Origin of the sequence: Erythrobacter sp. JK5 (assembly GCF_018205975.1) — a bacterium.
Lineage (GTDB): Bacteria > Pseudomonadota > Alphaproteobacteria > Sphingomonadales > Sphingomonadaceae > Erythrobacter.
On record NZ_CP073577.1, the window covers coordinates 2,633,130 to 2,658,752 of the forward strand.

The 25,623-nt window shown below is 64.9% G+C and carries 28 protein-coding genes; 14 read left to right on the forward strand and 14 right to left on the reverse strand.

What is annotated here, in order from left to right:
* Nucleotides 1-3 precede the first annotated feature (3 nt).
* Together KDC96_RS12765 and KDC96_RS12770 are read right to left on the reverse strand one after the other, a co-directional pair.
* Nucleotides 4-1,836 carry a DUF885 family protein gene (locus KDC96_RS12765; protein WP_212448787.1) on the reverse strand — a complete coding sequence of 611 codons (1,833 nt, stop codon included), beginning with the start codon at nt 1,834-1,836 and terminating at the stop codon, nt 4-6.
* Between the two features lie 72 nt (nt 1,837-1,908).
* Nucleotides 1,909-2,832 carry a helix-turn-helix domain-containing protein gene (locus KDC96_RS12770; RefSeq protein ID WP_212448788.1) on the reverse strand — a complete coding sequence of 308 codons (924 nt, stop codon included), beginning with the start codon at nt 2,830-2,832 and terminating at the stop codon, nt 1,909-1,911.
* Between the two features lie 338 nt (nt 2,833-3,170).
* On the opposite strand from KDC96_RS12770, the gene KDC96_RS12775 reads away from it, so the two are divergent.
* From KDC96_RS12775 to KDC96_RS12785, 3 genes are all read left to right on the forward strand, one after another.
* On the forward strand, nt 3,171-4,217 hold the full coding sequence (locus KDC96_RS12775; RefSeq protein WP_212448789.1) for a quinone-dependent dihydroorotate dehydrogenase: 1,047 nt from the start codon (nt 3,171-3,173) through the stop codon (nt 4,215-4,217).
* Nucleotides 4,218-4,230: 13 nt separating this feature from the next.
* Complete coding sequence (gene ggt / locus KDC96_RS12780; RefSeq protein WP_212448790.1) at nt 4,231-5,949, forward strand: gamma-glutamyltransferase; 1,719 nt, start codon at nt 4,231-4,233, stop codon at nt 5,947-5,949.
* A 213-nt stretch (nt 5,950-6,162) separates the two neighbouring features.
* Nucleotides 6,163-7,986 carry a long-chain fatty acid--CoA ligase gene (locus KDC96_RS12785; RefSeq protein ID WP_212452677.1) on the forward strand — a complete coding sequence of 608 codons (1,824 nt, stop codon included), beginning with the start codon at nt 6,163-6,165 and terminating at the stop codon, nt 7,984-7,986.
* A gap of 3 nt (nt 7,987-7,989) precedes the next feature.
* On the opposite strand, the gene KDC96_RS12790 is transcribed toward KDC96_RS12785, so the two are convergent.
* The 5 genes from KDC96_RS12790 to KDC96_RS12810 form a co-directional block, all read right to left on the reverse strand.
* Nucleotides 7,990-8,463: a hypothetical protein gene (locus KDC96_RS12790; RefSeq protein ID WP_212448791.1), complete on the reverse strand. Its 474-nt coding sequence runs from the start codon at nt 8,461-8,463 to the stop codon at nt 7,990-7,992.
* A gap of 33 nt (nt 8,464-8,496) precedes the next feature.
* Entirely contained in the window at nt 8,497-9,027 is a 531-nt protein-coding gene (locus KDC96_RS12795) for a hypothetical protein (RefSeq protein WP_212448792.1), read from the reverse strand.
* Between the two features lie 170 nt (nt 9,028-9,197).
* A complete protein-coding gene (locus KDC96_RS12800) occupies nt 9,198-10,025 on the reverse strand; it encodes a bifunctional sulfur carrier protein/thiazole synthase protein (RefSeq protein ID WP_305819768.1) in 828 nt (275 codons plus the stop codon).
* Nucleotides 9,920-10,189 (reverse strand): sulfur carrier protein ThiS, encoded by a 270-nt coding sequence (gene thiS / locus KDC96_RS12805; protein WP_212448793.1) that lies wholly within the window; start codon nt 10,187-10,189, stop codon nt 9,920-9,922. Before thiS ends, KDC96_RS12800 begins: the two co-directional genes overlap by 106 nt.
* A gap of 61 nt (nt 10,190-10,250) precedes the next feature.
* Nucleotides 10,251-10,628 carry a MerC domain-containing protein gene (locus KDC96_RS12810; RefSeq protein ID WP_212448794.1) on the reverse strand — a complete coding sequence of 126 codons (378 nt, stop codon included), beginning with the start codon at nt 10,626-10,628 and terminating at the stop codon, nt 10,251-10,253.
* Between the two features lie 141 nt (nt 10,629-10,769).
* On the opposite strand from KDC96_RS12810, the gene KDC96_RS12815 reads away from it, so the two are divergent.
* The 5 genes from KDC96_RS12815 to rpsI all read left to right on the forward strand — a co-directional run bounded on the left by KDC96_RS12815 (nt 10,770) and on the right by rpsI (nt 14,098).
* Entirely contained in the window at nt 10,770-11,846 is a 1,077-nt protein-coding gene (locus KDC96_RS12815) for a COX15/CtaA family protein (RefSeq protein ID WP_212448795.1), read from the forward strand.
* Between the two features lie 9 nt (nt 11,847-11,855).
* Nucleotides 11,856-12,191 (forward strand): divalent-cation tolerance protein CutA, encoded by a 336-nt coding sequence (gene cutA / locus KDC96_RS12820; protein WP_212448796.1) that lies wholly within the window; start codon nt 11,856-11,858, stop codon nt 12,189-12,191.
* Between the two features lie 116 nt (nt 12,192-12,307).
* Nucleotides 12,308-12,913, forward strand: a complete 606-nt coding sequence (locus KDC96_RS12825) for a hypothetical protein (RefSeq protein ID WP_212448797.1) — start codon at nt 12,308-12,310, stop codon at nt 12,911-12,913.
* A gap of 172 nt (nt 12,914-13,085) precedes the next feature.
* Nucleotides 13,086-13,565, forward strand: a complete 480-nt coding sequence (gene rplM, locus KDC96_RS12830) for a 50S ribosomal protein L13 (protein ID WP_212448798.1) — start codon at nt 13,086-13,088, stop codon at nt 13,563-13,565.
* Nucleotides 13,565-14,098, forward strand: coding sequence for a 30S ribosomal protein S9 (gene rpsI, locus KDC96_RS12835; RefSeq protein WP_212448799.1), 534 nt, complete (start codon nt 13,565-13,567; stop codon nt 14,096-14,098). The genes rplM and rpsI overlap by 1 nt, the downstream gene beginning before the upstream one ends.
* An 84-nt stretch (nt 14,099-14,182) precedes the next feature.
* Here rpsI and KDC96_RS12840 read toward each other — a convergent pair whose 3' ends face one another.
* The 3 genes from KDC96_RS12840 to KDC96_RS12850 form a co-directional block, all read right to left on the reverse strand.
* Nucleotides 14,183-14,380, reverse strand: a complete 198-nt coding sequence (locus KDC96_RS12840) for a hypothetical protein (RefSeq protein ID WP_212448800.1) — start codon at nt 14,378-14,380, stop codon at nt 14,183-14,185.
* Between the two features lie 130 nt (nt 14,381-14,510).
* A complete protein-coding gene (locus tag KDC96_RS12845; protein ID WP_212448801.1) occupies nt 14,511-15,284 on the reverse strand; it encodes a metallophosphoesterase in 774 nt (257 codons plus the stop codon).
* Between the two features lie 73 nt (nt 15,285-15,357).
* Nucleotides 15,358-15,630 (reverse strand): hypothetical protein, encoded by a 273-nt coding sequence (locus tag KDC96_RS12850; RefSeq protein WP_212448802.1) that lies wholly within the window; start codon nt 15,628-15,630, stop codon nt 15,358-15,360.
* A gap of 229 nt (nt 15,631-15,859) precedes the next feature.
* Between KDC96_RS12850 and KDC96_RS12855 the strand changes: the two genes are divergently transcribed.
* A complete protein-coding gene (locus KDC96_RS12855; protein WP_212448803.1) occupies nt 15,860-16,168 on the forward strand; it encodes a UrcA family protein in 309 nt (102 codons plus the stop codon).
* Nucleotides 16,169-16,265: 97 nt separating this feature from the next.
* On the opposite strand, the gene KDC96_RS12860 is transcribed toward KDC96_RS12855, so the two are convergent.
* The 3 genes from KDC96_RS12860 to fumC all read right to left on the reverse strand — a co-directional run bounded on the left by KDC96_RS12860 (nt 16,266) and on the right by fumC (nt 19,800).
* Nucleotides 16,266-17,021: a LytTR family DNA-binding domain-containing protein gene (locus tag KDC96_RS12860; RefSeq protein WP_212448804.1), complete on the reverse strand. Its 756-nt coding sequence runs from the start codon at nt 17,019-17,021 to the stop codon at nt 16,266-16,268.
* Complete coding sequence (locus KDC96_RS12865) at nt 17,014-18,249, reverse strand: sensor histidine kinase (protein ID WP_212448805.1); 1,236 nt, start codon at nt 18,247-18,249, stop codon at nt 17,014-17,016. Before KDC96_RS12865 ends, KDC96_RS12860 begins: the two co-directional genes overlap by 8 nt.
* 117 nt (nt 18,250-18,366) lie before the next feature.
* Nucleotides 18,367-19,800, reverse strand: a complete 1,434-nt coding sequence (gene fumC / locus KDC96_RS12870; RefSeq protein ID WP_212448806.1) for a class II fumarate hydratase — start codon at nt 19,798-19,800, stop codon at nt 18,367-18,369.
* A gap of 146 nt (nt 19,801-19,946) precedes the next feature.
* On the opposite strand from fumC, the gene KDC96_RS12875 reads away from it, so the two are divergent.
* The 5 genes from KDC96_RS12875 (at nt 19,947) to KDC96_RS12895 (ending at nt 25,247) form a co-directional block, all read left to right on the forward strand.
* Complete coding sequence (locus tag KDC96_RS12875) at nt 19,947-20,552, forward strand: protein-L-isoaspartate O-methyltransferase (protein ID WP_212448807.1); 606 nt, start codon at nt 19,947-19,949, stop codon at nt 20,550-20,552.
* On the forward strand, nt 20,549-22,021 hold the full coding sequence (locus KDC96_RS12880) for a TolC family outer membrane protein (RefSeq protein ID WP_212448808.1): 1,473 nt from the start codon (nt 20,549-20,551) through the stop codon (nt 22,019-22,021). The genes KDC96_RS12875 and KDC96_RS12880 overlap by 4 nt, the downstream gene beginning before the upstream one ends.
* Nucleotides 22,022-22,060: 39 nt before the next feature.
* Nucleotides 22,061-22,579 carry a DUF2497 domain-containing protein gene (locus KDC96_RS12885; protein ID WP_212448809.1) on the forward strand — a complete coding sequence of 173 codons (519 nt, stop codon included), beginning with the start codon at nt 22,061-22,063 and terminating at the stop codon, nt 22,577-22,579.
* Between the two features lie 80 nt (nt 22,580-22,659).
* The gene (locus tag KDC96_RS12890; protein ID WP_249171796.1) at nt 22,660-24,819 is read left to right on the forward strand and encodes a S9 family peptidase; all 2,160 of its coding nucleotides are present in this window, start codon (nt 22,660-22,662) and stop codon (nt 24,817-24,819) included.
* A complete protein-coding gene (locus KDC96_RS12895; protein ID WP_212448810.1) occupies nt 24,816-25,247 on the forward strand; it encodes a ferredoxin in 432 nt (143 codons plus the stop codon). The genes KDC96_RS12890 and KDC96_RS12895 overlap by 4 nt, the downstream gene beginning before the upstream one ends.
* Here KDC96_RS12895 and KDC96_RS12900 read toward each other — a convergent pair.
* Nucleotides 25,244-25,567 (reverse strand): hypothetical protein, encoded by a 324-nt coding sequence (locus tag KDC96_RS12900; protein ID WP_212452683.1) that lies wholly within the window; start codon nt 25,565-25,567, stop codon nt 25,244-25,246. The genes KDC96_RS12895 and KDC96_RS12900 overlap by 4 nt on opposite strands.
* Nucleotides 25,568-25,623 lie beyond the last annotated feature (56 nt).

Below are 25,623 nucleotides of genomic sequence, written 5' to 3' on the forward strand. Positions count from 1 at the left end.
GTGCTAGTTGGCTTGCTTTGAGGCGATCCACACCTCGACGTTCTCTTCGAGGATGGAGAGCGGAACCGGTCCGCTGGTCAGCACGGCATCGTGGAATTCGCGTATGTCGAAATCGTCGCCCAGTTCGGCCTGCGCCCGCGCTCGCAATTGCATGATCTCGAGCTTGCCAATCATGTAGGCCGTCGCCTGGCCGGGCGTGGTGATGTAGCGCTCGATCGCCTTGACGATGTCGCCTTCGGGATTGGGGGTGTTGTCCTTCAGATATTGGATCGCCTGTTCCCGCGTCCACCTCTTCGAATGGATCCCGGTGTCGACCACCAGTCGGCACGCGCGCCACAGCTCCATCCCGAGCCGTCCAAAATCGGAATACGGGTCCTGGTAGAAGCCCATGTCCTTGCCGAGCTCCTCGGTGTAGAGGCCCCATCCCTCGGTATAGGCCGTGACACCCCCGAACCGCCGGAACGGCGGAAGGTCGCCCAGTTCGGTTTGCAGCGCGCGCTGCAGATGGTGGCCCGGGAACCCTTCGTGATAGGCGAGCGCTTCAAGCTCGTTTCTCGACATGTCGCGCAAGTTGTAGAGGTTCACGTAATAGGTGCCGGGCCGCGATCCGTCGGGCGCGGGGCTCTGGTAGAAGGCCTTGCCCGCGCTCTTTTCGCGGAACGCCTCGACCGGCTTGATGATCATCGGCGCCTCGGGCAGGCGGCCGAAAAATTCCGGCAGCTTCGCTTCCATTGCGTCGAGCCTGGCCTGCGCTTCGGCGAGGTAATCCTCGCGGCTGGTATGGAAGAACCGGTCGTCGGTCCGTGTGAATTCGAAGAAGTCCTGCAACGATCCCTCAAATCCGACCTGGTCCATGATCGCGCGCATTTCGCGATGGATCCGATCGACTTCGCGCAGGCCGATGTCATGGATTTCGTCCGCGGTCAGATCGGTGGTGGTGTAGCTGCCCAGCAGCGCCGCGTAATACTTGTCGCCATCGGGCAGGCGCCAGATCCCGTCATCGGTCGGCGCGATCGCCTGCTGGCGCTTCATTTCGGCAAGCAGCCTTGTGTAGGCGGGCAGTGCCGATTCCATCCAGGCCAGCTCCGCCGCGCCAAGCAAGGCAACCGCAGCGCCAGCCATCTTGAGCACTTCGCCTTCCGGTACGGGCAGTGCCATGACCTTTGTCTCGAAATCTCTCAGCACCGCATTGTCTTTCCCGGCGGCGATCAGCGCTTCGAGATCGGCTATGACATAGGGATAGACCCAGTCGGGCGGCATGACGCCGGAATCGGCACGCGCCCGGCTTTCGGCGGTCAGCGCATCGAGATTGGGGCCGATCCCCGCTATTCGCGCGACATAGGCCTCGGCGTGTTCCACCGAGTCGACGCGGTGGATGTTGATCAGAAACGCCGGAATGCTCGTATGTGCCCCGCGGCGGTGATCGAACAGGAATCCGTATTCGCGGTAAGGATGCAGCGACGCACGCCGCTCCGCCAGTTGATCGAACAGCCGGTACGACAGCGCATCCGGCTGCGGCAGCGATTCGAGATCATAGTCGGCGCGCATGGTTGCCGCCGTGTCCTGCAACAGCCGGAATTCGCGCTCTGCCGCCGCGTCCGAGGGGTCGTCCCACCGGCCGTAATCGTCATCGCGGATACCGCGATAGGCCTTGGTTTCAGGCGACATGGCCAGCTGTGCCGCATCGTATCCATCGAACAGCGCGGACAAGGCGACGGGCGTGGCAGGAGCGCTCTCGATCGTCGGCGGCGCGGATTCGGCCAGCGGGGCTTGCGGATAAGTCGCGCAGCCTGCCAGCGAGAAAGTCGAAACGGCGAATAAGGCAATACGAACCATGGGGCCTCTGCGAGAATGCTTCTGGGTGGATAACGGCGCAGACGCGATTCGGTGCCGGAGCACCGCCACGGCCTAGCCGAGTTCGCGAAAATTCTTGGGATCGATCATTTCGCTCAGGAATGGACTGTCCTTGTCGGCCAGCCGCTTCGGCGTGCGACCGGCAAAGCGGGTGATTTCGCGAATCATGTGCGACTGATCGAAGAACGCCGCGCCGAGTTCGGCCTCGAATTCCGGAGTCAGCTGCGGGAAGGACAGCAGCGCCGCCGCGCGCAGGGCGCGATATTTGCGCGCGAGGGCCTGCGGCGGCAGCCCGAAATAGCGTTCCACCAGGCGCTGCACCTGGCGATCCGAATAGGCGGCCTTGGCCATCAACGCGCCGATGTCGGGACTGAGCGACGATCCGAGCCAGCCATTGACCAGCCGAATCAGCTCGGCATGGCGCGGATTGATCGGCTTCGCCTTGCGGGCGATATATTCGCCGATCGCCAGCGCGCAGTCCCGGCCGCTCCTGCTGCCCGCACGGTATTCGGCGATGAGCTGTTCGCCGAGCGGTACGACGTCGTCGCCCAGGATCTCGCGCGCTTCGCGCAGCCGGTCGCGGTTCTGGCCGGCATGCAGTCCGGTGAGTGCCGCCCAGCCCAGCGGTGTCAGCGCAGCCCCGATGGCGTGAAACGGGCCATTGACCACGATCGGAGTCGCGGTCGACAGCGGCGTCATCACGGCGATTTCGGGATTGGGATCGCAGCGCCCGTCGCCGAACTGCATTTCCCCCTTGCCGTACGGAAACAGCGCCAGATGACCCACCGATGCGGGCTGAACATCGCGAATCAGCTGTTCGTCGCAACGGAAGTGATACAGCGTGGTGACGTAGTCGCTGACGGCGGCGGGCGGCGCGATGTAGTCTACCGAGATGAGCGAAGCAGCGGTAAGCTCGGGATCGACCTTGCCGTGATCTTCCGAGTCCCGGCTCGGGTCTGCATTTTCGGAATCGTACATCGAATTTGCCCCAACGCGCGACATGTAGCGGCTTTTCAATGAATTGGCACAAAAAAAGGGCGGCTCCATGATGGAGCCGCCCATTTGAGTTGAGGAACTCTTCGCATTGCTGCTCCGAGCCCTTCGGGTCGCAGGGCAGTATGTAAACCCACTTGAGCGCGAAGAATTGTATGCAAACGACAAGGTTGGCGATGAGTTCGCTGGAAACTCCGGAATATTCAGACATATTCATGTCGGCGGTCTGCAGATGGGTGCCGCGAATCGCTGTGCCGGGTGCGACTGCAGGTTTTCGGCGCGGCATCTCGACAGGCCCGCGAAAATCGGCATAGCCGCGCGCGATGCTGTTCCGCTTGTTCAAACCCGCGCTGTTCGCTCTCGATTCCGAGGCGGGGCATAGGCTGGCGATCGCCGCGCTCAGGAAGCTGCCGATCCGAGGCCCCCAGAGCGCGGAATCCGGCCCGCTCGCGATCGACGTCGCAGGGCTCGGCTTTCCCAATCCGGTTGGAGTCGCCGCGGGGTTCGACAAGGATGCCGAGGTGCCCGACGCGCTGCTCGGCCTCGGCTTCGGCTTTACCGAGGTCGGATCGATAACCCCGCGGCCGCAAGCCGGCAATCCCCGGCCACGCCTGTTCCGGCTGGTCGAGGACGACGCGGTCATCAACCGGATGGGCTTCAACAATGCCGGGGCTGCGGCCGCGCTGGCGCGACTCGAACGGCGCGCCGGGAGGCCGGGCATCGTCGGCATCAATATCGGCGCGAACAAGGATTCGTCCGATCGCATCGCCGACTATGCCGCGATGACGCGGGCGATGACGCCCTATGCGAGCTATCTGGCCGTCAACGTGTCGAGCCCCAACACGCCCGGCCTGCGCGCGCTGCAGGACGAAGCGGCGCTTTCCGCACTGATCGACGCGGTGATCGCAGCGCGGGCGGAGGCGGGGTCGATCTCTCCGCCTCCGATATTCCTCAAGGTCGCACCCGATCTCGAACCGGCCGATATCGATGCGATCGCGCGAATCGCGCTGGACAAGCGGCTGGGCGCGCTGATCGTTTCGAACACCACCATTGCGCGCCCCGCCCTTCGCTCGCACCATGCAGGGGAAACAGGCGGGCTCTCGGGTGCACCCCTGCGCCCGCTTGCGCTCGAGCGGCTGCGCGATTTTCGCAAGGCGACAGAGGGTGCGATCCCCCTGGTCGGGGTCGGCGGCATTGCCAGCGCCGAACACGCGTGGGAACGGATCCGCGCCGGTGCCAGCCTGGTCCAGCTCTATTCGGCGATGGTCTACGAAGGACCGGGGCTGGGCAAGCGGATCGTGCGCGGGCTCGACCGGCTGATGCGGCGCGACGGATTTTCCAGCATTGCCGAAGCGGTGGGAAGCGAATAGCGCCGCATTTGTCATGAAGCACACCTATCTGATCGGCCTCGCGCTCGCCCTCTCGCTCGCTGGCTGCAAGGCCTATGGCGCCCCCGACGGCGCCCCGCCCTCCCCATCGCAAGCGACCTCGATCGGCGCGGTCAGCAGCGCCGATCCGCGCGCGACCGCCGCAGGCGAGGCAATCCTCGCCAAGGGTGGGTCGGCGACCGACGCGGCGATCGCGGTGATGCTGGCGCTGACGGTGGTCGAGCCGCAGAGCTCGGGCATCGGCGGGGGCGGTTTCATGGTGCGCTCCGACGGCGACAGCATCGTGACGATAGACGGGCGCGAGACCGCTCCGGCGGCGGCGACCGGTACGCGTTTCCTCGATGGCAAGGGCGAGCGTCTGCCGCGCGAGATCAGCGTCACGTCCGGCCTCAGCGTCGGGGTCCCGGGCAACATCGCGCTCGCCGCCAAGGCCCATGACCGGTACGGCAAACTCGAATGGTCGGAACTGTTCGAACCGGCCATCGGGCTGGCGCGCGACGGGTTCGTGATGAACCGCCGGCTGCACGAATCGCTGTCCGACCAGAAAGGCCGCGCCGACCGCAGCGCGGAAGCGCGCCGGATCTTCTTCGGCCCGGATGGCAATGCGCTGCCGGTCGGTGCGCTGGTCCGCAACCCCGAATTCGCCGACACGCTCGCGGACCTCGCCGAAAGCGGCCCGCAGGCCATGTACGATCGCAATGCCGCCAGCCTCGCGCGCTATATCGCCGAAGAGACGCCGCAGGGCGGGCGGATGAGCGCCACCGACATCACCGGCTATACCGCCAAGGATCGCGATCCGGTGTGCGTACGTTACCGTGTCTACAAGGTGTGCGGCATGGGGCCGCCATCGTCGGGCGGCGTCGCCGTGGGCCAGATGCTCGCCCAGCTCGAGCGCTTCGACCTCGCCGCGCTCGGGCCGGACAGCGCCGAATTCTGGCACCTGTTTCTCGAATCGCAGCGCATCGCTTACGCCGACCGCGAGCTCTACCTCGCCGATGACGATTTCGTGACCGTGCCGGTCGCCGGACTGCTCGATCCGGACTATCTTGCGAGCCGCAGCGTGCTGATCGATCCAGCCACAGCGCTGGCGGAGGCAACGCCCGGCACGCCGCCCGGAGCGCCGCTGGCGCTGGCCGATGGCGACGAACCGCAGGAAAGCGGCACCACGCATTTCTCGGTCGTCGATGCCGAAGGCAACGCGGTGAGTTACACCTCCACGATCGAGGGTGCATTCGGTTCGGGGCTGTTCTTCGGCGGGTTCTACCTCAACAACGAGCTGACCGATTTCAGTTTCAGCCCCGACGCCCAAGGCAGTCCGGTCGCCAACCGGGTCGAGGGCGGAAAGCGCCCGCGCAGCTCGATGGCGCCCACCATCGTGTTCGACGAGCAGGGAGAGATCGTCCTCGTAATCGGGGCAGCGGGCGGACCGACGATCCCGGTTCAGGTCGCGCGCTCGATCATCGGTGTGCTCGATTTCGGCATGGGTGCGCAGGAGGCGCTCGGATTGCCGTTCATCATGGCTTTCGGCCCGACCGTGGTGATCGAGCAGGGCACCGCTCTCGAGGCGATGCAGCCGCAGCTCCAGGCGCTGGGCCATGAGCGGATCCGTCCATCCTCCCCGCCGCTCAAGGCCAACGCGCTGCTGCGCAAGCCGGACGGAAGCTGGGAAGTGGCGACCGATCCGCGCATCGCGCCGCTGCTCGTCTACGAGTAAGCGTCCGAAATCCATCGCGATTCGCCGAACGTCGCCCTCAGGGGCTGCCAGCCGAAGCTTGCCGCTACGGCAATCCCGCCCTAATCCAGCCGCACAAGTCGATAGAGTCTCGCGTGTGCCGCCCCGGTTCCGGGTAGACGGCCCGGGGAGAGGAGGAGCCCTCAGGGGCACAGGAGAATGTCAGTGCACGCGCCAGCCACGCCGTCGACCGCCATGCCGGTGGTCAACCCCGCCGACGACCCGCACCTGCAGGACATCGACGCCGCCAACAACCTCATCGAACTGTTCCTGAAGCGCGCCGACGAAAAGGGCGAGACGCCGTTTCTGGGCCGCAAGCAAGACGGCGAGTGGCGCACCCAGAGCTGGCGCGAGGTCGCCGACCAGGTGTGCCTGCTGGCGGAAAGCCTGCGCCGCATCGGCCTCAAGGATGGCGAGCGAGTCGCGCTCGTGTCCGAAAATCGCCCGGAATGGTGCATTGCCGATCTCGCGATCATGGCGGCGGGGTGCATCTCCGTGCCGACCTACACCACCAATACCCAGCGCGATCACGCGCACATCCTCGACAATTCGGGCGCGCGCGCGGTGATCGTCTCGAACGAGAAACTGCTCGGCCCGCTGGTCGGCGCGATCGGGCAGACGGGAATCGTCGATCACGTGATCGGGATCGAAGACCTGCACCGCAAACAGGCCGGGAGCTTCGAGTATCACGGGTGGGACGCGTTGATCCAGGGCGACGCTGCGGCAGCGCGCAAGGCGGTCGACGAGCGAATCTCGCATATCTCCCGCGACGACACCGCCTGCCTGATCTACACCAGCGGCACCGGCGGCGCGCCGCGCGGGGTCAAGCAGCATCACGGATCGATCCTGTGCAATGTCGCGGGCGCAGCGGAAATCCTCATTACCGATTTCGGAATTACCGACGAACGTTTCCTGTCGTTCCTGCCGCTCTCTCACGCTTACGAACACACCGGCGGGCAATATCTGCCGATCTCGGTCGGGGCGGAGATTTACTACTCCGAAGGTCTCGAAAAGCTCGCCTCGAACATCGAGGAAGTCCGCCCGACCATCATGGTCGTCGTCCCGCGCCTGTTCGAGGTGCTGCGCACCCGGATCATGAAGCAAGTCGAAAAACAGGGCAAAGTCGCCAACTTCCTGATGGACAAGGCGCTGAAGATCGCAGATCACGCAACCGAGGGCAAGACCCGCACCCGACACAAGCCTCTGAATTTCCTGGTCGAAAAGACCCTCCGCCCGAAAATCCGGCAGAAATTCGGCGGACGGGTGAAGGCAATGGTTTCGGGCGGCGCGCCGCTCAACCCCGAAGTCGGCAATTTCTTCGAGGCGATGGGGCTGACGATGCTGCAGGGTTACGGCCAGACCGAGGCCGGGCCGGTGATCAGCTGCAACCGCCCGCGCGTCGGCCTCAAGATGGACACGGTCGGCCCGCCGATGCGCGGCGTGGAAATCAGGATCGCCGAGGATGGCGAAATCCTGTGCCGCGGCGAGCTGGTGATGCACGGCTACTGGCGCAACGACGCCGAAACCGCGCGCACGATCCAGGACGGCTGGCTCCATACCGGCGATATCGGGCACCTCGACGACAAGGGCCGGATCGTCATCACCGATCGCAAGAAGGACATGATCGTCAACGACAAGGGCGACAATGTCGCACCGCAGAAGATCGAGGGGATGCTGACGCTGCAGCCCGAGGTCGCGCAGGCGATGGTGAGCGGCGACAAGCGGCCCTACGTGGTCGGGCTGATCGTGCCGGATGCCGAGTGGGCGCTCGAATGGTCTCGCGCCAATGGCGAGAAGTTCGACATGAAGGCGCTGCAGGATCTGCCCGCCTTCAAGAAGGCGGTGCGCGAAGCGGTCGACCGCACCAACACCGACCTGTCGGTGATCGAAAAGGTCCGCAAGTTCGAATTCGCGGACGAGGCCTTCACGATCGAGAACGAGGAAATGACGCCGAGCATGAAGATTCGGCGGCACAAGATCCGCGATCGCTATCGGGAGCGGATCGACGGGATGTATTGAGGACTAGGGCGATAGAGATTTCAGCTCGATCAATGTTGCTTCGAGCTCTTTCCTTTCGGAAATGATCGCAGCGAGAAGCGCCTCTGCCTCTATGTTGGTAATTGGCACCCGATTGGTGACAGAGAATCCTTTCCTGACTTCGGTAGTTTCATTGACCAGCCTCCAACGGCCAGTCCCGTTGGGTTTGACAGTGAAACAGCCGTGGACAAGGTGGTTTCGCTGCTTTTCCCTGAGACTCCAATTTTCCAACTGCGCCACCGCTTTATTTGCGCTGGGATTGTTCGGCCAACTCCGACGCAACGCTTGAGCAAGGTTTCTTGTCCGATGGGCGGCCGTCTCGTGTAGTTTGGGCGGAGCTTCGAGGCTTGCGAAAACTTCGAACGCGAAGGCGGAAATGATCGCTTTCTCGGCGCGAGCAAAGTTGTCGAGACACTGGCCTCGCCAATGGTTGACTGCGGTTATTGCATCATTCCCCATCTGGGTGCGGTTTTCGCAAACCGACAGGCGAAATCAAGCCGCTTCAACGTCTTCGACGTATTCGGGATAAAAACTCGGCGCGCGGTCCGACCAGCCCGGTGCGGTCGCGGCGGCTTCGCTCAGCGATTGCAGCAACATCTTGCGGCGTTCGGGGCGGATTTGCGGGAGAGCGGAGGCGGCGCAGAAGGCTGCGGGCAAGAAGGGCCGCGATTCGGCTCCCAGCAGGCGCTCGTAGAGGAAGCGAAAGGCAGAGAAGCTCGCAATCCGCTCCTGTTCGAGGTCGAACGTCACCATCCTCACCAGCTTGCCGATGAAGCGCTCGACTTCGCCGATCGTCCCTTCGCACGGGACCAGTTCGCGCAGCGCCTTGAGGTCCTGATAGGCAACATACTGCCGGCGGATCGCGGTGTTTTCGTGCTCGGTCCGGCCCCACAGCTTGAAGGCATCGCAGCGCGCCAGGCCGATATCGAGGCTGCGCTTGATATAACGCTGCTCGCACGGTTCGAAGCTCGCGAACTCGCGCATTTCGCTGATCGCCATCGTGGCAGTGCCGGCAAGGGCCATGTGATCGCCTCCCTGTTGGAAGACGGTTGTCGGCTAACTTGGTTAATACGTCGTAAGGATGGGTTTGTTTTTTCCGCACCCCATTCGGGGCGCGATATCCTCGCTCACGCGATCAAAGATCGCTTCGCTGCGGGCGGGCGGTCGCCCTTGCGGCCCTTCGGGCCGATTCATCAGATCAAACCAGCGAGGGGGCTGCTTGGATCGGCATATTTGCGGCGCCCCATGCGGCCCGCAAGATAGGCCTCGCGCCCGGCCTCCACCGCGAGTTTCATCGCGCGCGCCATGCGGATCGGGTCTTTCGCTTCGGCAATTGCGGTGTTCATCAGGATGCCGTCGCAGCCGAGCTCCATACCGACCGCGGCATCGGAGGCGGTGCCGACACCCGCATCGACCAGCACCGGCACATTCGCGCCTTCGACGATCAGGCGGATCGTCACCTGGTTCTGGATGCCCAGCCCCGACCCGATCGGCGCGCCGAGCGGCATGATCGCCACCGCGCCCGCATCCTCGAGCTGCTTCGCCGCGATCGGATCGTCGACGCAATAGACCATCGGGAGGAATCCCTCCTTGGCCAAGACCTCGGTCGCCTTGAGCGTTTCGCGCATGTCGGGATAGAGCGTGCGCGCCTCGCCCAGCACTTCGAGCTTCACGAGATCCCAGCCGCCCGCCTCGCGTGCCAGCCTGAGGGTGCGCACCGCGTCCTCGCCGGTAAAGCATCCGGCGGTGTTGGGAAGGTAGGTGATCTTCCTGGGATCGATATAGTCGGTCAGCATCGGTGCCTTGGGATCGCTGACATTCACCCGGCGCACCGCCACGGTGACGATCTCCGCGCCGCTTGCCTCGACCGCGGCGGCGTTCTGCTCGAAATCCTTGTACTTGCCGGTGCCGACGATCAGCCGCGAGGTGAAGGTGCGCCCGGCGACGGTCCACGTGTCGGCAGCCGAACCCTGGTGATCCCCGCCCCGACAAAGTGGACGATTTCGAGCATGTCGCCCGATGCGAGCGCCGCCTCCTCCAGCGTCGAGCGCGGCACGATTTCCCCGTTGCGCTCGACCGCGACCTTTTGCGGGGCTAGTTCGAGTTCGCGCACGAGGTCCGCAATCGTCGCTGCCGCCGTCTGGCGCGGTTCGCCATTGAGGGTGATGGTCTTGGTCTCGCTCATGCGCACCGAAATAGGCGGATCAGCCGCCTGCGCAACCGCGAGTTTTCGGGTAAGCGCCTGCTCAGCGCGGGGCGCGCAGGTTGAGCAGGTGTCCCGCCGCGACCAGCGAGACGCCGATCAGCGTCAGCACGAACTCCTTCGGGCCGTGCGGTACCGCGAGCGCGCCGCCCATGAAGGTAAGGCCCATCATGGCGGTGACGAACGGCATGCGGCGACGATGCTTGATCGCCCCCCACCCGATCGCCACGGCGGCGACGAACAGCGCGAGCGCCAGCCCGATCCGGTGGATCAGCGGGTCGGCCAGGAAATGCCCGCCCAGCCCCAGCGCCGATACTATCAGCACCGTCACCAGGCAGTGCAGCGCGCACATCCCCGCCAGGCCGATCCCGACCTGGTCGAGTCGACGGCGAATCGTGGGAGAGGGCGTAAATTGTTCCATCGCTGGCTGGCGACATATGTAACATTATCACATTTCGCAAGGCCATTTGCGAGGAATCCGCCCGCGATTGCGATCGCTGCATCGTCGATTGCGGCAATCAGGCTTGCAACCGGGTGCGGCGCAGCACAATGAGGCGACACCATGGCCACGACCGCCCAATCACCCGTTTCGCTCGATCGCCAGCGGGAATCGCCCGCCCGCCCGCTTGCGCTAGCGCGATGGCTTGAATTGGTAGCGCTGATGATCGTTGTGATCGTAGCGGTCGGCGGGATCACGCGGCTGACCGAAAGCGGTCTGTCGATCACGCAGTGGCAGCCGGTGACCGGGATCCTTCCGCCGCTCGACCAGGCCGCATGGGAGGTCGAATTCGCAGAATACCGCGCGACTCCCGAATACCGCTTCGAAGCGAGCGCGGGCGGCATGACGCTGGCCGAGTTCAAGTTCATCTACTTCTGGGAATGGTTCCACCGGGTCATCGGTCGCCTGATCGGTCTCGCCTACGCCCTGCCGCTGGCGTGGTTCTGGATGAAGGGCGCTATACCTAGGGGCTACAAGCCGCGGCTCTTCGCGCTGCTGGGCCTCGGAGCGCTGCAAGGCACAATTGGCTGGCTGATGGTGCGCAGCGGGCTTTCCGGACAAATGACCGATGTGAGCCATTTCTGGCTCTCGGTGCATCTGCTCACCGCCCTGTTCACGCTCGGCGGCCTGGTCTGGACCGCGCTCGACCTGCGCCGGCTGGCGCGCGACCCTGCGGCGCGGCCAGCGTCGCTCACGGCTGCCTCGCTGGCAGTCGCCATCGTCGTGTTCATGCAACTGCTGCTCGGCGCATGGGTCGCCGGGCTCAATGCCGGTCATGCCGCCTACGATTGGCCGCTGATGAACGGGCGTCTGGTGCCGGAAATCGACTGGTCGGGCGGGTTCTGGTGGACTCTCACCCACGATCCGTTCCTGCTGCATTTCCTCCACCGCTGGTGGGCCTGGATTGCGGTCGCCGCGCTGGTGTGGATCGCCCGCCGCGTGCGCAAGGCGGAGCGCCGCGCCTCGATTGCGGTGCACAGCGCGTTCGGAACGATGGTAATCCTCGGCATCGCCACGGTCATGAGCGGCGTGTCCTTGTGGATCGCGGTGGCGCACCAGCTCACCGGCGCGTTGCTCGTCGCCAGCCTCGCCTGGGCCATGCATGCCGATGGCGTCCGGCAGCGGGCCACTGCCGACTGACGAAACGCGATGACCGAAACCCTCGCCGCTCTCGCCTGGTGCCCCTTCCCCGACCGCGAAACCGCACGCGCGATCGCGGCGTCGTTGCTAGACGAAAAGCTGATCGCCTGCGCCAACATCATCGGCGATGTCGAGGCGCTGTACGAATGGAACGGCGAACGCGGATCGGGCTGCGAAACGGCCGTTTTGTTCAAGACCAACAGTGCGATGCTCGATCGGCTGGTCGAACGCTTGGGCGAACTGCACCCCTATGATACACCCGCGATCCTCGCCTGGTGCTGCGATGTCGCGCATCCGGCGACTGTGGATTGGTTGGGGGCAATCGGGGGCGCTAAACGGCAATGAACGGGTTTTCGCGTCGCGCGGCCTTGAGTGCTGCGTTGGCTGGTGCTTGCGGGGGGCTGTCTCTCGCGCACGGACAGGTCTACGCGGCTGCACAGCTGAATATCCCGAAGCGGCCGATGCTGCTGTCGCGGCGGATCGAGCGCGGGTTGCACGACGGGGCATCGATCGCGGTGGAGCGCGCGTGGCAGATCGATTTCTCGAACCAGGGCAACGGATACGCGGTTACCGGCAGGCAGGTTTCCGCCCGGGTCGAGGCACCGGCAGCCCTGTCCGCTCTCGCGCGGATCGAGGAATCGCGCTCGACCGACGGCATGTTCCCGATCCTGCTGTCTGCTTCGGGCCTCGTCGTCGCGGCCGGCCGCTACACCCGCGACCACGACATCGACGCGGCGGTTCGGGAGGCCAAGAGCGTGATCGGCGGCTGGGCGATTCCGGCCGATGCCAAGCTTATGCAGCTGCAATATCTCGCGCAGTTGCAGCGCTCGGCCGGAAGCATGCTCGAAAAGTTGCCCGCTGACCTGTTTTTTCCCGGCCCGGCTCCGGCGCGCTCGGTCCAGACGGTCGATCTGCCCGAGGGGCTGAAGGGTGAATTCGAGGTGACCTACGAAGCGCGCCGCGCCCCCGGCGGGGCGTGGCTGGAACATGCCGTGCGCCGCGTCATCACGCGGATCGGGGAGAGCGAACGGCGCTCGAGCGAGGTCTGGACGATGGGCGAGTTCTAGCGCTTGCGGCAGACCCGCTCGTTCTGCGGTATTATTTTACCTCTCCCGAATCGCCCGGTTTTGCTTGACTTCCGCGCCCTCCCGGCACAAATGCGCGCCACTTCGCGAGCATCACCGGCCCTCGGTCGCGTCGCGACGATAACCAGCCAATTTGGGTTAAGGACATTCAGCCATGAAGGCTCTGAGCAAGCAGACCCGGTCGATCAAACCGGCCGAGGTCGAAAAGAACTGGCACCTGATCGATGCCGAAGGCCTCGTCGTGGGTCGGGTCGCTACGATCATCGCCAATATCCTGCGCGGCAAGCACAAGCCGAGCTTCACCCCGCATGTCGATTGCGGCGATCACGTGGTCGTGATCAACGCCGACAAGGTGCAGTTCACCGGCAAGAAGGCGACCGACAAGGTCTATTACAAGCACACCGGCCACCCCGGCGGGATCAAGGAGACTACTCCTGCCAAGGTGCTCGAAGGGCGTTTCCCCGAGCGCGTGCTTGAAAAGGCGGTCGAGCGCATGATTCCGCGCGGTCCGCTGGGCCGGCAGCAGATGAAGGCGCTGCACCTCTACAACGGGACCGAGCATCCGCACGACGGGCAGAACCCGCAGGTGCTCGACGTCGCTTCGATGAATCGCAAGAACAAGGTCACTGCGTAATGGCTGACGAAAAGACAACCACGAACTCCGGCGAAACCGTGTCCGACCTGTCGGATCTGAAGGACATCGCCGGCGATGCACCCGAAGCCGATGCCGCCGCGATCGCGGTCAGCACCGCGCCGCTGCGCGAGCAGGAGCTCGACGCACAGGGCCGGGCCTACGCCACCGGTCGCCGCAAGGACGCGAAGGCCCGCGTCTGGGTCAAGCCCGGAACCGGCAAGGTCACCGTCAACGGCAAGGACCAGGAAGTCTACTTCGCCCGTCCGACGCTGCGCCTCATCATCGACCAGCCGTTCGCGATCACCGATCGGCAGGGCCAGTACGATGTCGTCGCCACCGTCAAGGGCGGCGGTCTTTCGGGTCAGGCCGGTGCGGTCAAGCACGGCATCAGCCAGGCGCTGACCAAGTACGAGCCGGAGCTGCGCGCCACCGTTAAGGCGGCCGGCTTCCTCACCCGCGACAGCCGCGTGGTCGAGCGCAAGAAGTACGGCCGCGCCAAGGCACGTCGCAGCTTCCAGTTCTCGAAGCGCTAAGCGCCTCGAGCACGCAAATTGCAGAAAAGGGCGGCTTCCTCGGCGGGAGCCGCCCTTTTTTCGATGATCCTGCGAATCGGCGCGCTAGCGCTGCAGCAGGATCAATCCCCACGACAGGCCGGTGGCCGACAGGAACAGTGGCCAAGACCAGTACATCTTGAAATCCACTATGTGCATCGAGTGGACTGCCAGTGACCCGCCGCTCGACCCCTGCGAACCGACCACCAGCGCGATGGCCCAGGTCAGGACCGCCGCGAGAGTCATCGCCTTCAAAACGCCCATGACGCGCTCCTTTCCAAACAAGGTGTCTTTTCAGACACATATCCGGCCTGGCCGCACCGTCGAATCCGCGCGCGAACAAAGCCTAGGTAGTTTCACCAAGGAATCGTTACCGCGAATGCGATAAAAAAGGTTAAACCCGCAGTTGGGTTTTCTGCACCGGGGCCGGGCCGAACCGCCTGAGATCGACCGAAACCGTGCCGCCGCGCTCGCAGGTAAGCACCTGATAGGAGGGCGGCTCGCCGTGCCGCAGCCTGGTCGACAGGGTGCCGGCCCCAATCATCCGCGCCGAGTGTCCGTCGCGTGTGCGCACCTCGTCGATCGGACGATGGATATGCCCCGACATCACGATATCCGCGCCCGCCCCCGCAATCGCGGCAAAGGCGCGGTCGCCGCCGATTGTGGGATTATCGCCCCCGTCGCGGGGCGCGAGCAGCGGGTGGTGCGCGGTTACGATGATCGTGCGCGGATCACCCTCCAGCTCGCACAGCCGCGCCAGCGTGCGTTGCAACGCGTCGCGCATCACCACCCCGTCGGACCACGGAAAGCGCGGCTGCGCGCGCACGGTGGTCTTGAGCGGGACCAGCACGACATCGTCCGATTCGAACCCGGCGCCGACCTGATCGTCGAGCCGGCGGTAGCGCCGATACGGGTCGGTAAATCGCTCCCACGGACTGTAATAGGGCATGTCGTGATTGCCCGGATCGAGCCAGACCGGGACCCCGAGCGATGCGAACCACTGCGCTGCGGCGCGGTATTCGCGGTGCTTGGCACGCTGGGTCAGGTCGCCGGTGCAGATCACCGCATCGGGCCGTTCGCGTTCGACCGCTTCGGCGACGCGGGCCAGTGCGGCGCGGTCCTCGATTCCGAAATGGATGTCGCTGGTGTGGAACAGGCGGGTTGTCATGCTGTGGATCTCAAAGCGCGAATGGCGAGCCGGCGCAATGGCATTGTCGCGCGGCGCAACTCTTGCCGCCCGATCACACCCTGCCCGTCAGGATCAGCCATGCGGCTCCGGCGTTGAGCGCGGTGTAGGCGAGATAGGCCCAGGCCAGCGCGGGCCAGCCATTCGCGGCGAGCAGCAGCGCGGCGAGCAGCACGACAAATTCGGCCACGATCGTCAGCCGCCCTCCCACGCTCCTGACGAATCCCGGCATCTGCCCGACCAGCGGATGTCCGCTTTCGAGCACCGCCCGATGGATGGCGAAATTGCCGATCCCGAGCAGGAAGATGATGGCGACCGCGATCCACATGCATGACAGTATGACGCAAACCCCGGTCGGCTGGAAACACCCATTTGTCGGTCGATCTGCAGCATCGGTCAGGCGGGCGCTGCGCCAATCGATTCGCGTTCGCGGACGATCGATCGGCGCGTGAAGGCGCGCGTGCAGGGCGGTATCCCGATCTTCGACACGGCGCCCCACCAACCCCCGGGTTCGAACCCCCGCTCGAACCGAGGCGTCCTGTCAGGAGGAGAGACCGATGAAGACATTGACCCTTGCCGCCGCCGCGTTCGGCGTTGCCGCCACCGCCGTCCCTGCCATTGCCGGGCAGTCCCCGCAGCCGACCACCGTGGTCAGCACTGCGGGGCTCGATCTGGCGACGCCCGAAGGCCAGAAGATGCTCGACAAGCGCGTCAACGCCGCAGCGCGCAGGATCTGCCAGACCGACCGCGCTCCCACCGGATCGCGGCTGCGTACGCTCGAAAGCCGCAGCTGCTACGCCAAGGCGCGCGCGAGCGCAAAGCGCCAGGTGGCGTCAGCCATCGCCGATCAGCAACGCGGCGGCTAGCTTGCCGCCGACGTGCGCCCCGCGGTGCACCCATGGCGGCCCGGCCCTCCAGTCCCGGGGGCCGGGCCGCTTCATGTTGGGAGACAATGTGGCCAGCTCAACGCCCGGCCATCGCCTTCACCTTCGACAGGAATGTCCGACCGATCCTGAGCGCATCGCCGTTCTGCAGCTCTGCCGACCATACGCCGAGACCGTCATGACGGAGCCCGCGAATATTGTCGCGCCGCAGGATGGTCGACCGGTGGATGCGGATGAATTCGTCCGGATCGAGCCGCGCTTCGAGGCCGGCAATGGTCTGGAGCAACAGATAGGAATGCGCCTTTTCGCCTTCGCCGACATGCAGGCGCACGTAATCGCGCTCGGCATCGATCCGGTGAACCTCACTGACTGCGATGCGCAGCAATTCCGAGCGATGCGGCACCCACAGCTCCTCGAGCCACCGGCTCCCCTTTTCCTTGCGCGATCCGCGTCGGGCGATTGCCCGCTCGATCGCGCGCTCGAGCCGGTCGGCGGCGACGGGTTTCAAAACGTAATCGATCGCTTCCAGGTCGAACGCTTCGACCGCGAAATGATCGTGCGCGGTAACGAAGATGACCGCAGGCGGATTGTCCAGATCGGCAAGCTTGCGCGCCACCCCCAGCCCGTCGAGCTCGGGCATGGTCATGTCGAGCAGCACCAGATCGGGAGCGAGCTTGTCGATCAGCCGCAGCGCCGCCGCACCGTCGCTGGCGGTGCCTGCAACGCTGATCGCGTCGATCTCTGCGCAGATGACCTGGATCCGTTCCACCGCCAGCGGTTCGTCGTCGACGATCAGGGTGCGCAGCGCGCTCTGTTCGGTTGCAGCATCAGCCATGGCAGGTCAGCGGAATGCGAATCTCGGTCTGGTATCCTCCGGGAATCGGGCCCGAGGTCAAGCCGATATCGGGTCCGAACCGGGCTTCGAGCCGGTCGCGGACATTGGCAAGGCCGATACCGAAGCCATGTTTCACGCCTTCGGGTACGCCCGGACCATCATCGCTGACGGTCAGCACCAGCCGGTCGAATTCCTCGCGCGCGGCAACCGTTATGGTGATCTGGCGGTTGACCGTCGACACCGCGTACTTGACCGAATTTTCGACCAGCGGCTGTAGGATCATGCCCGGCACCCTTGCATCGACGAGGTCGTCTGGCAGATCGAACACGCAATTCAGCCGCTCGGGAAAGCGCACCGCCTCGATATCGAGATACAGCCTTTGCAGGTCGAATTCGTCGTTCAGCGGCACGTCCGATGTCGGGTCTTCGGCGAGGCTGTGGCGGTAGAAGCGACTGATCGTCTGGATCATGCGCTCGGCGCGATCCGGCTTGCCGGTGATGACCAGCGCCGACAGCGAATTCAAGGTGTTGAACAGGAAATGCGGGTTGACCTGATAGCGCAGCGATCGCAGCTCGGCCGCCTTCGCGGCAGACCGGAACTGCTGTTCGCGCCGTTCGGCAGCGCGGGCCTGCGAGATCGCCAGCAGCGCGAGATACAGCGCCGCCCAGGTCAGCAGGATATAGTACCGGCTCAGCGCGGAATCGACCAGCGGCAGCCATTGCTCGCCCTTGTCGCCCGCTTCCTGCAAGGTAACGGTGATGGTCGCTGGGTTGTCGGGATCTTCGTCCTCTGGCGGAGCATAGTCCCAGCCTGACGGGCGCGGGATTTCCGCGAAAAGATTGCCCGCCTCGTCGCGGCGCAGGCTGATTCCGCGCTCCTGGGCGAATTTCTGCTCCATCTTCTCCTGGATCGGGGCGAACAACATCTGATTGACCTGTGCCACCAGAACCGCGCCGGGGAGAGCGGCGATCAGCGCCACGCACATCATGATCCAGCGACTGCGCGCCTGGAACAATCTGAGGATGAACCACAGGACCAGCGTCACCAGCACACCGGTCGCGCACACCGTGCCGCGCCGCCACAACAGATCGGTATCGAGATCCATCCCGATCAGCGAGCCGCGGGCCGTGATCAGCAGGAAATACACAGCCCACAACACCACCGCCGAAATAAGGACGGTGCGAACCGAAACGGTCGGCGGACTGTCGATGATCTCAGGTCTGTGCATTGACGGGCCGAGAGATAGACCCTGACCGCGCCGCTCGCCAAGGTCGCGGAGAGTGGATCATCGGATCAGGTCGGGCCTTGGTCGAATGGCGGCCGGGTTAAGGGGCTGAATCCGGCTTCAGGCCCGCGGCTTGATCATATCCGCCGGTACAACCCATTTGGAAAACTGCTCTCCGGTAAGCAGATCGAGCGCCAGCGCCGCCTCTTGCAGGGTTGTACCCTCGGCGTGCGCCTTCTTGGCGATCTTTGCCGCATTGTCGTAGCCGATATGCGGGTTGAGCGCAGTCACCAGCATCAGGCTCTCGTTGAGCAGCTTTTCGATCCGCGCTTCGTTGGCTTCGATCCCGGTGACGCAGTGATCGGTAAAGCTGCGCGCCGAATCGCTCAGCAGCCGGATCGATTGAAGCACTCCGTAGATCATCACCGGCTTGAACACGTTGAGCTCGAGATGCCCGTTCGATCCGGCGATGCTGACGGTCGTGTGATTGCCCATCACCTGCGCGCACACCATGGTCAGCGCCTCGCACTGGGTCGGGTTGACCTTGCCCGGCATGATCGAGGAGCCCGGCTCGTTGGCGGGCAGCGCGATCTCGCCGAGGCCGCAGCGCGGGCCCGAACCGAGCAGACGGATATCGTTGGCGATCTTCATCAGGCTGACCGCGACCGAATTGAGCGCGCCCGACAGCTCGACCAGCGCATCGTGCGCGGCGAGTGCCTCGAACTTGTTGGCGGCACTGACGAAATCGTGCCCGGTCGCGGCGGCGACCTGCGCGGCGAATGTCTCGGCGAACCCGGCCTTCGAATTGATCCCGGTGCCCACCGCGGTGCCGCCCTGCGCCAGTTCCAGCACGCGCGGCAGTGCGTTTTCGAGCCGCACGATCGCATATTCGACCTGCTTGGCATAGCCCGAGAATTCCTGACCCAGCGTCAGCGGGGTCGCGTCCTGAAGGTGCGTGCGACCGATCTTGACGATGTCGGCAAAGGCTTTCGCTTTGCCATCGAGCGCGCCGTGGAGATGGTGCAGCGCCGGAATCAGCTGCTCGATCGTCTCGCTTGCCGCGGCGATGTGCATCGCCGTCGGAAACGTGTCGTTCGAACTTTGTCCCATGTTGCAGTGATCGTTGGGGTGCACCGGCTCCTTGCCGCCATGCTGTCCTGTAAGGATCTGGTTCGCGCGGCTGGCGATCACCTCGTTGGCATTCATGTTCGATTGCGTGCCCGAACCGGTCTGCCACACGCTGAGGGGAAACTGGCTCGCCAGCGTGCCGTCGATCACTTCTCCCGCCGCCTTGACGATAGCTTCGCCCAGATCGCTGGCGAGCACGCCTAGCTCCATGTTCGCCTTCGCCGCCGCGCGCTTCTGGATTCCCAGGGCCTTGACCAGCGGCGCCGGCATGGTTTCGGTCCCGATCGCAAAATTCGCCAGGCTTCGCTGAGTCTGCGCGCCCCAGTGCGCATCGGCCGGCACAGCCACCTCGCCGAGCGAATCGCTTTCGATCCGGACGTTGCCCGTCGCCCCGAAAATCTGTCCGTCGTTGCGTATGTCACTCATCGAAGCTTTCCTTATGCCGGTCGATTGCGGGGTCCCATAAGCATCGCCGAGCGGGCACGTCAAAGCTCTTGGAAGTGACGCCCGCGAAGTATAGGAGGGGGTTGACGCGCTGTATTGCTCGGATAATACAGCTATCCGGAGGGCAAATGACCGATATCGCCGCATCTTTTGACACTTCTGCCGCCCGCCGGGCGATGATCGACAGCCAGCTGCGCACCAGCGGCGTGAACGAAGAGTTTGCGCTCGCCCGGATGCTCGCAGTGCCGCGCGAAGACTTCCTGCCCGACCACAAGGCGCCGCTCGCCTATATCGACCGTGCCGTCCCGCTGGGCGATGATGGCCATCTCGCTGCGCCGCTGTTTTACGGCAAGTTGCTGATCGAGGCTGCGCCGATGCCGGGAGACCGGGTGCTCGTGGTCGAAGGCGGCACCGGCTATCTGACCGAGCTCCTGCGGCCGCTGGTCGCAGAAACCGACACGATGTCCGCCGCACAAGCCGCTGAGGCTCCGGAGCAGTCGGGCAAATCCTACTCGCTGGTTCTGATCGATGGCGCGATCGAGCAGCTGCCTGAAGGGCTGGCCGCTCGTGTCGAGGAGGACGGGCGCCTCGTTTCAGGCCTGTTGCTGCGGCAGGTCACCAGGCTCGCTTCGGGGCGGAAGGTTTCGGGCAGGATCGCGCTGCTGCCGATCGAGGACCTCGGCATCCCGGTGCTTCATGCCTTCGACAAGCCGAAAAGCTGGTCGTTTTCGTGACTTTCGCTTCACTCCGACGGGCAGCGGCGCTCGGTACCGCATGTGCCACATGTGCCGTCGCGGCACCGGCTCAGGCAGATACGCTGCGCGAGGCGTTGGTGCATGCCTACAACACCAACCCGACGCTGCAGGGCGCGCGCGCCAACCAGCGCGCGACCGACGAGGAAGTCCCGATAAACCGCGCACAGGGCCTGCCTTCGGTTGACGTGGTTGCCAACCACATCGAATTCCTGAAGGTTTCGCCCAACTCGTTCACCGCGCCCGCGCGCCGTCTTCAGATCGGACCGGATCTTGCGGTCCCAATCTATTCGGGCGGAGCGGTCAAGAACGCGATACGCGGAGCAAAGGAGCGCGTCTCCGCCGGCCGCGCCGATCTGCGCGCGACCGAAAGCGCGATCTTCAGCCGCACGGTCGCCGCCTATATGGACGTGCTGCGCACCGAGGCGCTGGCGTCGCTGGCCGCAAACCAGGTCGAAGTGTTGCGGGTGAATCTCGAAGCGACCAGCGACCGGTTCGAGATCGGCGACCTGACCCGCACCGATGTGGCGCAGTCGCAATCGCGCCTGGCGGTGGCCGAAGGCGACCTGCAGACCGCCTATGGCAATTTGATTGCCGCACGCGAAACATATCTCCAGCTGGTGGGCAAGGCACCCACCGATCTCGAAGCGCCCCCGCCGCTGCCCGGCTTGCCTGCTACGGTCGGCATGGCGGAGGTCGCCGCGCTCGAGAACAATCCCGATCTGATTGCCGCGAAGGAGCGCGCCGACGCGGCGCGGTTCGACACCAAGGCCGCAGGTGCCGGACGGCTTCCGACCGTAAGCGGCTTCGCGAATTACGATTACACCGACTATTTCGGCACGCTCGGCGGCCCGATCTCGTCCGATTTCACCCAGTCCGAGACCACCGCCAATGTCGGCGTGCAGATCAACATCCCGATTTTCCAGGGCGGGTTGACCGCCGCCCGGCAACGCCAGGCCGGGGCCCGCGAAACCGCGGCGCTGGAGCAGGTCATCGCCACCGAACGCGACGTGATCGCGCAGACGCGATCGGCCTATTCGAGCTGGCAGGCCGCCAACGCCGTGATCGAAAGCTCGAAATCCGCCGTCGAGGCGGCGGAAGTGAGCCTCGAAGGTGTGCGCGCCGAAAATTCGATCGGCAATCGCACGATCCTCGACGTGCTCAATGCCGAGCAGGAATTGCTGCAGGCGCGTGCGCAACTCGTGACGGCGCGGCGCAACGCCTATGTCGCGGGATTCACGCTGCTCGCGGCGATGGGGCGGGCCGAGGCGCGCGATCTCAACCTCGATACCGGGGGTCCACTCTACGATCCGCAGGTCAATTACGACCGGGTCCGCGGACGGCTGTGGGACTGGGACCGCGATCCCGCACCCGCCGCCAATTCGACCAGAACCGTTGACATTCCCGCTGCCGACGCAACAATCGGCCCACAGCTGGAACCCGGCGAGTAGCGTCGGGATCCTTCGAAACTTGCAACGTCGGGGCAATTGATGGCGCAGAATAACGAAGCTTCGGTCGAAGAAATCCTCGAATCGATCAAACGCGTCATCGCGCGTGACAACCGCGACGAGGCGATGGAAGCGCGCCGTCGGCGCGTGGCCGAGGCGGACGACGCGGCCGAACGGCCCCTTGCCACGGATAGCGACGGTCCCCAATCTGCCGAGGCCGAAGCGGAGGAAGACGCCGAGGAGATCCTCGACTTGGCGGATATGCAGTTCCCGCACGATTTCGCTGAGTCGGCCGGAGACGATGAGCTCGACGACAGCGACGGGCCGCTGATTGCCGAGAACGTGCGCGGCGCGATGCAGGAAAATCTCGCCGCTCTCGCGATGCTCGCCGAACCGGGCGCAAAACCGCAGATCGTGCGCTCGGGCGAGACGTCGCTCGAAGGACTGACTCGCGAATTGCTGCGTCCGATGCTGGCCGAATGGCTCGACAGGAACCTGCCGACCATGGTCGAAAAGCTGGTCCGCGCCGAGATTTCCCGGATCGCGGGCAAAAAGGGCTGATCGCACCCGATCGGCTTGGTGATACTCCGCAGCGCGGTTTTGCTGGCCTCGGCTCCGCCTACGGGCTAGTTGCGATGCTCATGAAGAGAATGCCGACACTGGCCGTCGCTCTGGCGGCCGCCTCGTTCGTTTCAGCCCCGCTTGCGGCAGATGATCACACAGCCCCCTCGACCGAGGCGGTTGCCGGGGTGACTGCGCCGCCGATGACGGCGCAAGACCTGATCACGATGCCACGCCTGGGTGCGCCAACGGTCACGCCGTTCGGTCGATACGCGGTCTATTCGGTGACCGAAACCGATCCCGAAACCTACGAGCGCGCGGCGAAGCATTACGTGCTCGATCTCTCCCGGCCCGGGGCCCGGCCGGTGGCGTTCGATCTCGGCATCAAGGCGGGCTCGCTGGCCTTCGGTCCCGACAATTTCCTGTATTTCCTGAGTTCGGAACACACCGACGAGGATGCGGAAAAACGCTCGCGCGTCTGGCGCGCCGCGCTTGAAGGAAACGGCAATGTCACCGGGCCGATGGTGGTGGCCGACATTGCCGGCGCCGATATCGCCGGGTTCAAGCTTGCACCCGGCGGCGACAAGATCGCGCTATGGTCGCAAATCGATCGCGACTGTCCGCGGTTCGGATGCGAGCCAGAGGCCACGCCGGTCGGTAGCGGGCGACTGTACGAAGGCGATGCCGGGTTTGTCCGGCACTGGGACCGCTGGATTGAGCCGGGCCGTTTCAACCGCGTGTTCGTGTTCGGCCTCCAAGACGGTGTGGTGATCGGAGACGGAGTGCCGCTCGACGGGGCCGATCCGGCGACCGGGATCACCGGCAACACCCCCACAATGCCGTTCGGTGGCGGCGAAGACATCGCCTGGGCTCCTGATGGCAATGGGCTCTATTTCGTTTTGCGGGAGTCCGGATCGGGCGAGCCGATGTCGACCGATCTCGACATCTACTATGCCGATGCGCTCTCGGGCTTTCGCACCGCTCTGACATTCGAGAACGAGGCGACCGATACCGCCCCCACGCCGTCGCCCGATGGCAGGTTTCTCGCCTATCTCGCCATGTCGCGTCCCGGCTACGAAGCCGATCGCCTCGTTGTGCAGTTGCGCGATCTGGAAACCGGGGAAACGCGCGCGCTGACGCAGGACGTCGATCTCTCCTTCGGCAGCCTGACCTGGGACGCCGACGGTCGCTACCTGCTCGCCACCGCCAGCGAGGTGCTCGATACGCCGGTGTTCCGCATCGATCCGCGCAGCGGGGAGACGACCAGGCTCGACCTCATGGCGGGGAACGAGGCGCATATCGGCAATCTCGCCGCGCTGCCCGGCGACCGGCTGCTGTTCACCCGCGATTCGATCGGGGCGCCGGGCGAACTCTACCTGTCCACCGGGCTGAAACAGGCCCGTCCGCTGACCGATATCGTCACCTCCCGGATGGGAACGATGGCGAGCACCGTGACCACGCGGTTCAGCTTCGCCGGAGCGGAAGGCAACACCGTGTGGGGCCAGATCACCCGGCTCGAGGATCAGCAGGGCCCGATCCCCGCAATTCTCTACATCCATGGCGGCCCGCAGGGATCGTTTTCCGACAGCTGGTCATCGCGCTGGAATCCGCGCGTCGTCGCAAGCCAGGGGTACGCGGTGATCTCGGTCGATTTCCATGGCAGCGCGGGATACGGGCAGGATTTCATGGACGCGATCAACCGCGACTGGGGCGGCAAGCCGCTGGTCGATCTCCAGCGCGGGCTCGAGGCCGCACTCGAGCGAGACAGCCAGATCGACGGCACCCGCGCCTGCGCAATGGGCGCGAGCTATGGCGGCTACATGGTCAACTGGATCGCCGGCAATTGGCCCGACCGGTTCGATTGCCTCGTCCAGCACGATGGCCTGTTCGACCTGCGCAGCTTCTACTATTCGACCGAGGAACTGTGGTTTCCGCGCTGGGATTTCGGCGGATCGTACAGCGAAGCGCGCGATACCTACGAGCGCTGGAACCCGGTCAACCACGTCGACAAGTGGCAAACCCCCATGCTGGTGATCACAGGCGAGCAGGATTTCCGCGTGCCCTACACGCAGGGCCTGCAAAGTTTCACCGCGCTGCAGGAGCGCGGCATTCCTTCGCAATTGCTGGTCTTCCCGGATGAAAACCACTGGGTGTTGGGCGCGAAGAACTCGCTGCAATGGCACACCACCGTGTTCGACTGGCTGGCGCGCCACCTCAAGGACGATGCGGCAGGCGAATGAGCGATAGCGACCTGCTGGCGGCGCAGACCGCGCTGGCGAAGAAGTATGGCAGCGCGAAGCAGGCTGATGGGCCGGGAGACGGCATCGCGCGGCACATCTTTTTGTGCGCGCTGTCCGAAAAGCAGAAATGCTGCTCGCGCGAAGAAGGCGAAATCGCGTGGCAGTTCCTCAAGGATCGGCTCAAGGAACGCGGCCTGGCGGGGCCGAAACGCACCGCCGACAGCCCGCGCGGGCCGGGCGGCGGGATCCAGCGCACCAAGGCCGATTGTCTCCAGATCTGCGCCTCGGGCCCGATCGCGGTCGTTTGGCCCGACGGCGTGTGGTACCACTCGTGCAGCCCGGACGTGCTCGAACGGATCATCGAGGAGCATCTGGTCGGCGGAGTCCCGGTCGAGGAATTCCGCCTGAGTGGGCCGACTGTAGGCTAGTCCTCGTCCTTGCGCGACCAGAGCTCGTCGCTGCGCGGCAGCCGGTTGTCGACCGAGTCGTCGTGTCCGGTGCCGTTGGAGAGGAACACCAGCCCCATCAAGGCGCCGCCGAGCAGCATCGTAAACGCGATGCCGAGCGCGACCGCGATGTAGAAATGCACCGAAACTGCGCCATTGAAGGCGTAGAGCAATCCGATCGCCAGCAGCACCGTGGCGATCGTCACCGCCAGAAGCAGTCGCATGATCTGGCGGTAGCGAGCCCAGGCGTGGGCCGCATTCTCGGGGTCGTCGAGGGGGACTTGTTGACCATGGCGGCCCACATGGGCTGCACCGCATGGCTTTGCAATCGATTCGAGCCAACCGGTACCCGGGACAC

Excerpts from the sequence above, each read along its gene's own strand:
- fumC (WP_212448806.1), bottom strand. The coding sequence starts at position 19,800 with ATGAGTGACATACGCAACGACGGACAGATTTTCGGGGCGACGGGCAAC.
- KDC96_RS12785 (WP_212452677.1), top strand. The coding sequence starts at position 6,163 with ATGCCGGTGGTCAACCCCGCCGACGACCCGCACCTGCAGGACATCGAC.
- KDC96_RS12775 (WP_212448789.1), top strand. The coding sequence starts at position 3,171 with ATGCTGTTCCGCTTGTTCAAACCCGCGCTGTTCGCTCTCGATTCCGAG.
- KDC96_RS12765 (WP_212448787.1), bottom strand. The coding sequence starts at position 1,836 with ATGGTTCGTATTGCCTTATTCGCCGTTTCGACTTTCTCGCTGGCAGGC.
- KDC96_RS12865 (WP_212448805.1), bottom strand. The coding sequence starts at position 18,249 with ATGCACAGACCTGAGATCATCGACAGTCCGCCGACCGTTTCGGTTCGC.
- KDC96_RS12850 (WP_212448802.1), bottom strand. The coding sequence starts at position 15,630 with ATGTGGATCGCGGTCGCCATCATCTTCCTGCTCGGGATCGGCAATTTC.
- KDC96_RS12825 (WP_212448797.1), top strand. The coding sequence starts at position 12,308 with ATGCTGCTGTCGCGGCGGATCGAGCGCGGGTTGCACGACGGGGCATCG.
- KDC96_RS12885 (WP_212448809.1), top strand. The coding sequence starts at position 22,061 with ATGGCGCAGAATAACGAAGCTTCGGTCGAAGAAATCCTCGAATCGATC.
- KDC96_RS12795 (WP_212448792.1), bottom strand. The coding sequence starts at position 9,027 with ATGGCCCTTGCCGGCACTGCCACGATGGCGATCAGCGAAATGCGCGAG.
- KDC96_RS12855 (WP_212448803.1), top strand. The coding sequence starts at position 15,860 with ATGAAGACATTGACCCTTGCCGCCGCCGCGTTCGGCGTTGCCGCCACC.
- cutA (WP_212448796.1), top strand. The coding sequence starts at position 11,856 with ATGACCGAAACCCTCGCCGCTCTCGCCTGGTGCCCCTTCCCCGACCGC.
- KDC96_RS12770 (WP_212448788.1), bottom strand. The coding sequence starts at position 2,832 with ATGTACGATTCCGAAAATGCAGACCCGAGCCGGGACTCGGAAGATCAC.
- KDC96_RS12875 (WP_212448807.1), top strand. The coding sequence starts at position 19,947 with ATGACCGATATCGCCGCATCTTTTGACACTTCTGCCGCCCGCCGGGCG.
- KDC96_RS12840 (WP_212448800.1), bottom strand. The coding sequence starts at position 14,380 with ATGGGCGTTTTGAAGGCGATGACTCTCGCGGCGGTCCTGACCTGGGCC.
- KDC96_RS12860 (WP_212448804.1), bottom strand. The coding sequence starts at position 17,021 with ATGGCTGATGCTGCAACCGAACAGAGCGCGCTGCGCACCCTGATCGTC.
- rplM (WP_212448798.1), top strand. The coding sequence starts at position 13,086 with ATGAAGGCTCTGAGCAAGCAGACCCGGTCGATCAAACCGGCCGAGGTC.
- KDC96_RS12810 (WP_212448794.1), bottom strand. The coding sequence starts at position 10,628 with ATGGAACAATTTACGCCCTCTCCCACGATTCGCCGTCGACTCGACCAG.
- KDC96_RS12790 (WP_212448791.1), bottom strand. The coding sequence starts at position 8,463 with ATGGGGAATGATGCAATAACCGCAGTCAACCATTGGCGAGGCCAGTGT.
- rpsI (WP_212448799.1), top strand. The coding sequence starts at position 13,565 with ATGGCTGACGAAAAGACAACCACGAACTCCGGCGAAACCGTGTCCGAC.
- KDC96_RS12895 (WP_212448810.1), top strand. The coding sequence starts at position 24,816 with ATGAGCGATAGCGACCTGCTGGCGGCGCAGACCGCGCTGGCGAAGAAG.
- thiS (WP_212448793.1), bottom strand. The coding sequence starts at position 10,189 with ATGAGCGAGACCAAGACCATCACCCTCAATGGCGAACCGCGCCAGACG.
- ggt (WP_212448790.1), top strand. The coding sequence starts at position 4,231 with ATGAAGCACACCTATCTGATCGGCCTCGCGCTCGCCCTCTCGCTCGCT.
- KDC96_RS12890 (WP_249171796.1), top strand. The coding sequence starts at position 22,660 with ATGAAGAGAATGCCGACACTGGCCGTCGCTCTGGCGGCCGCCTCGTTC.
- KDC96_RS12815 (WP_212448795.1), top strand. The coding sequence starts at position 10,770 with ATGGCCACGACCGCCCAATCACCCGTTTCGCTCGATCGCCAGCGGGAA.
- KDC96_RS12845 (WP_212448801.1), bottom strand. The coding sequence starts at position 15,284 with ATGACAACCCGCCTGTTCCACACCAGCGACATCCATTTCGGAATCGAG.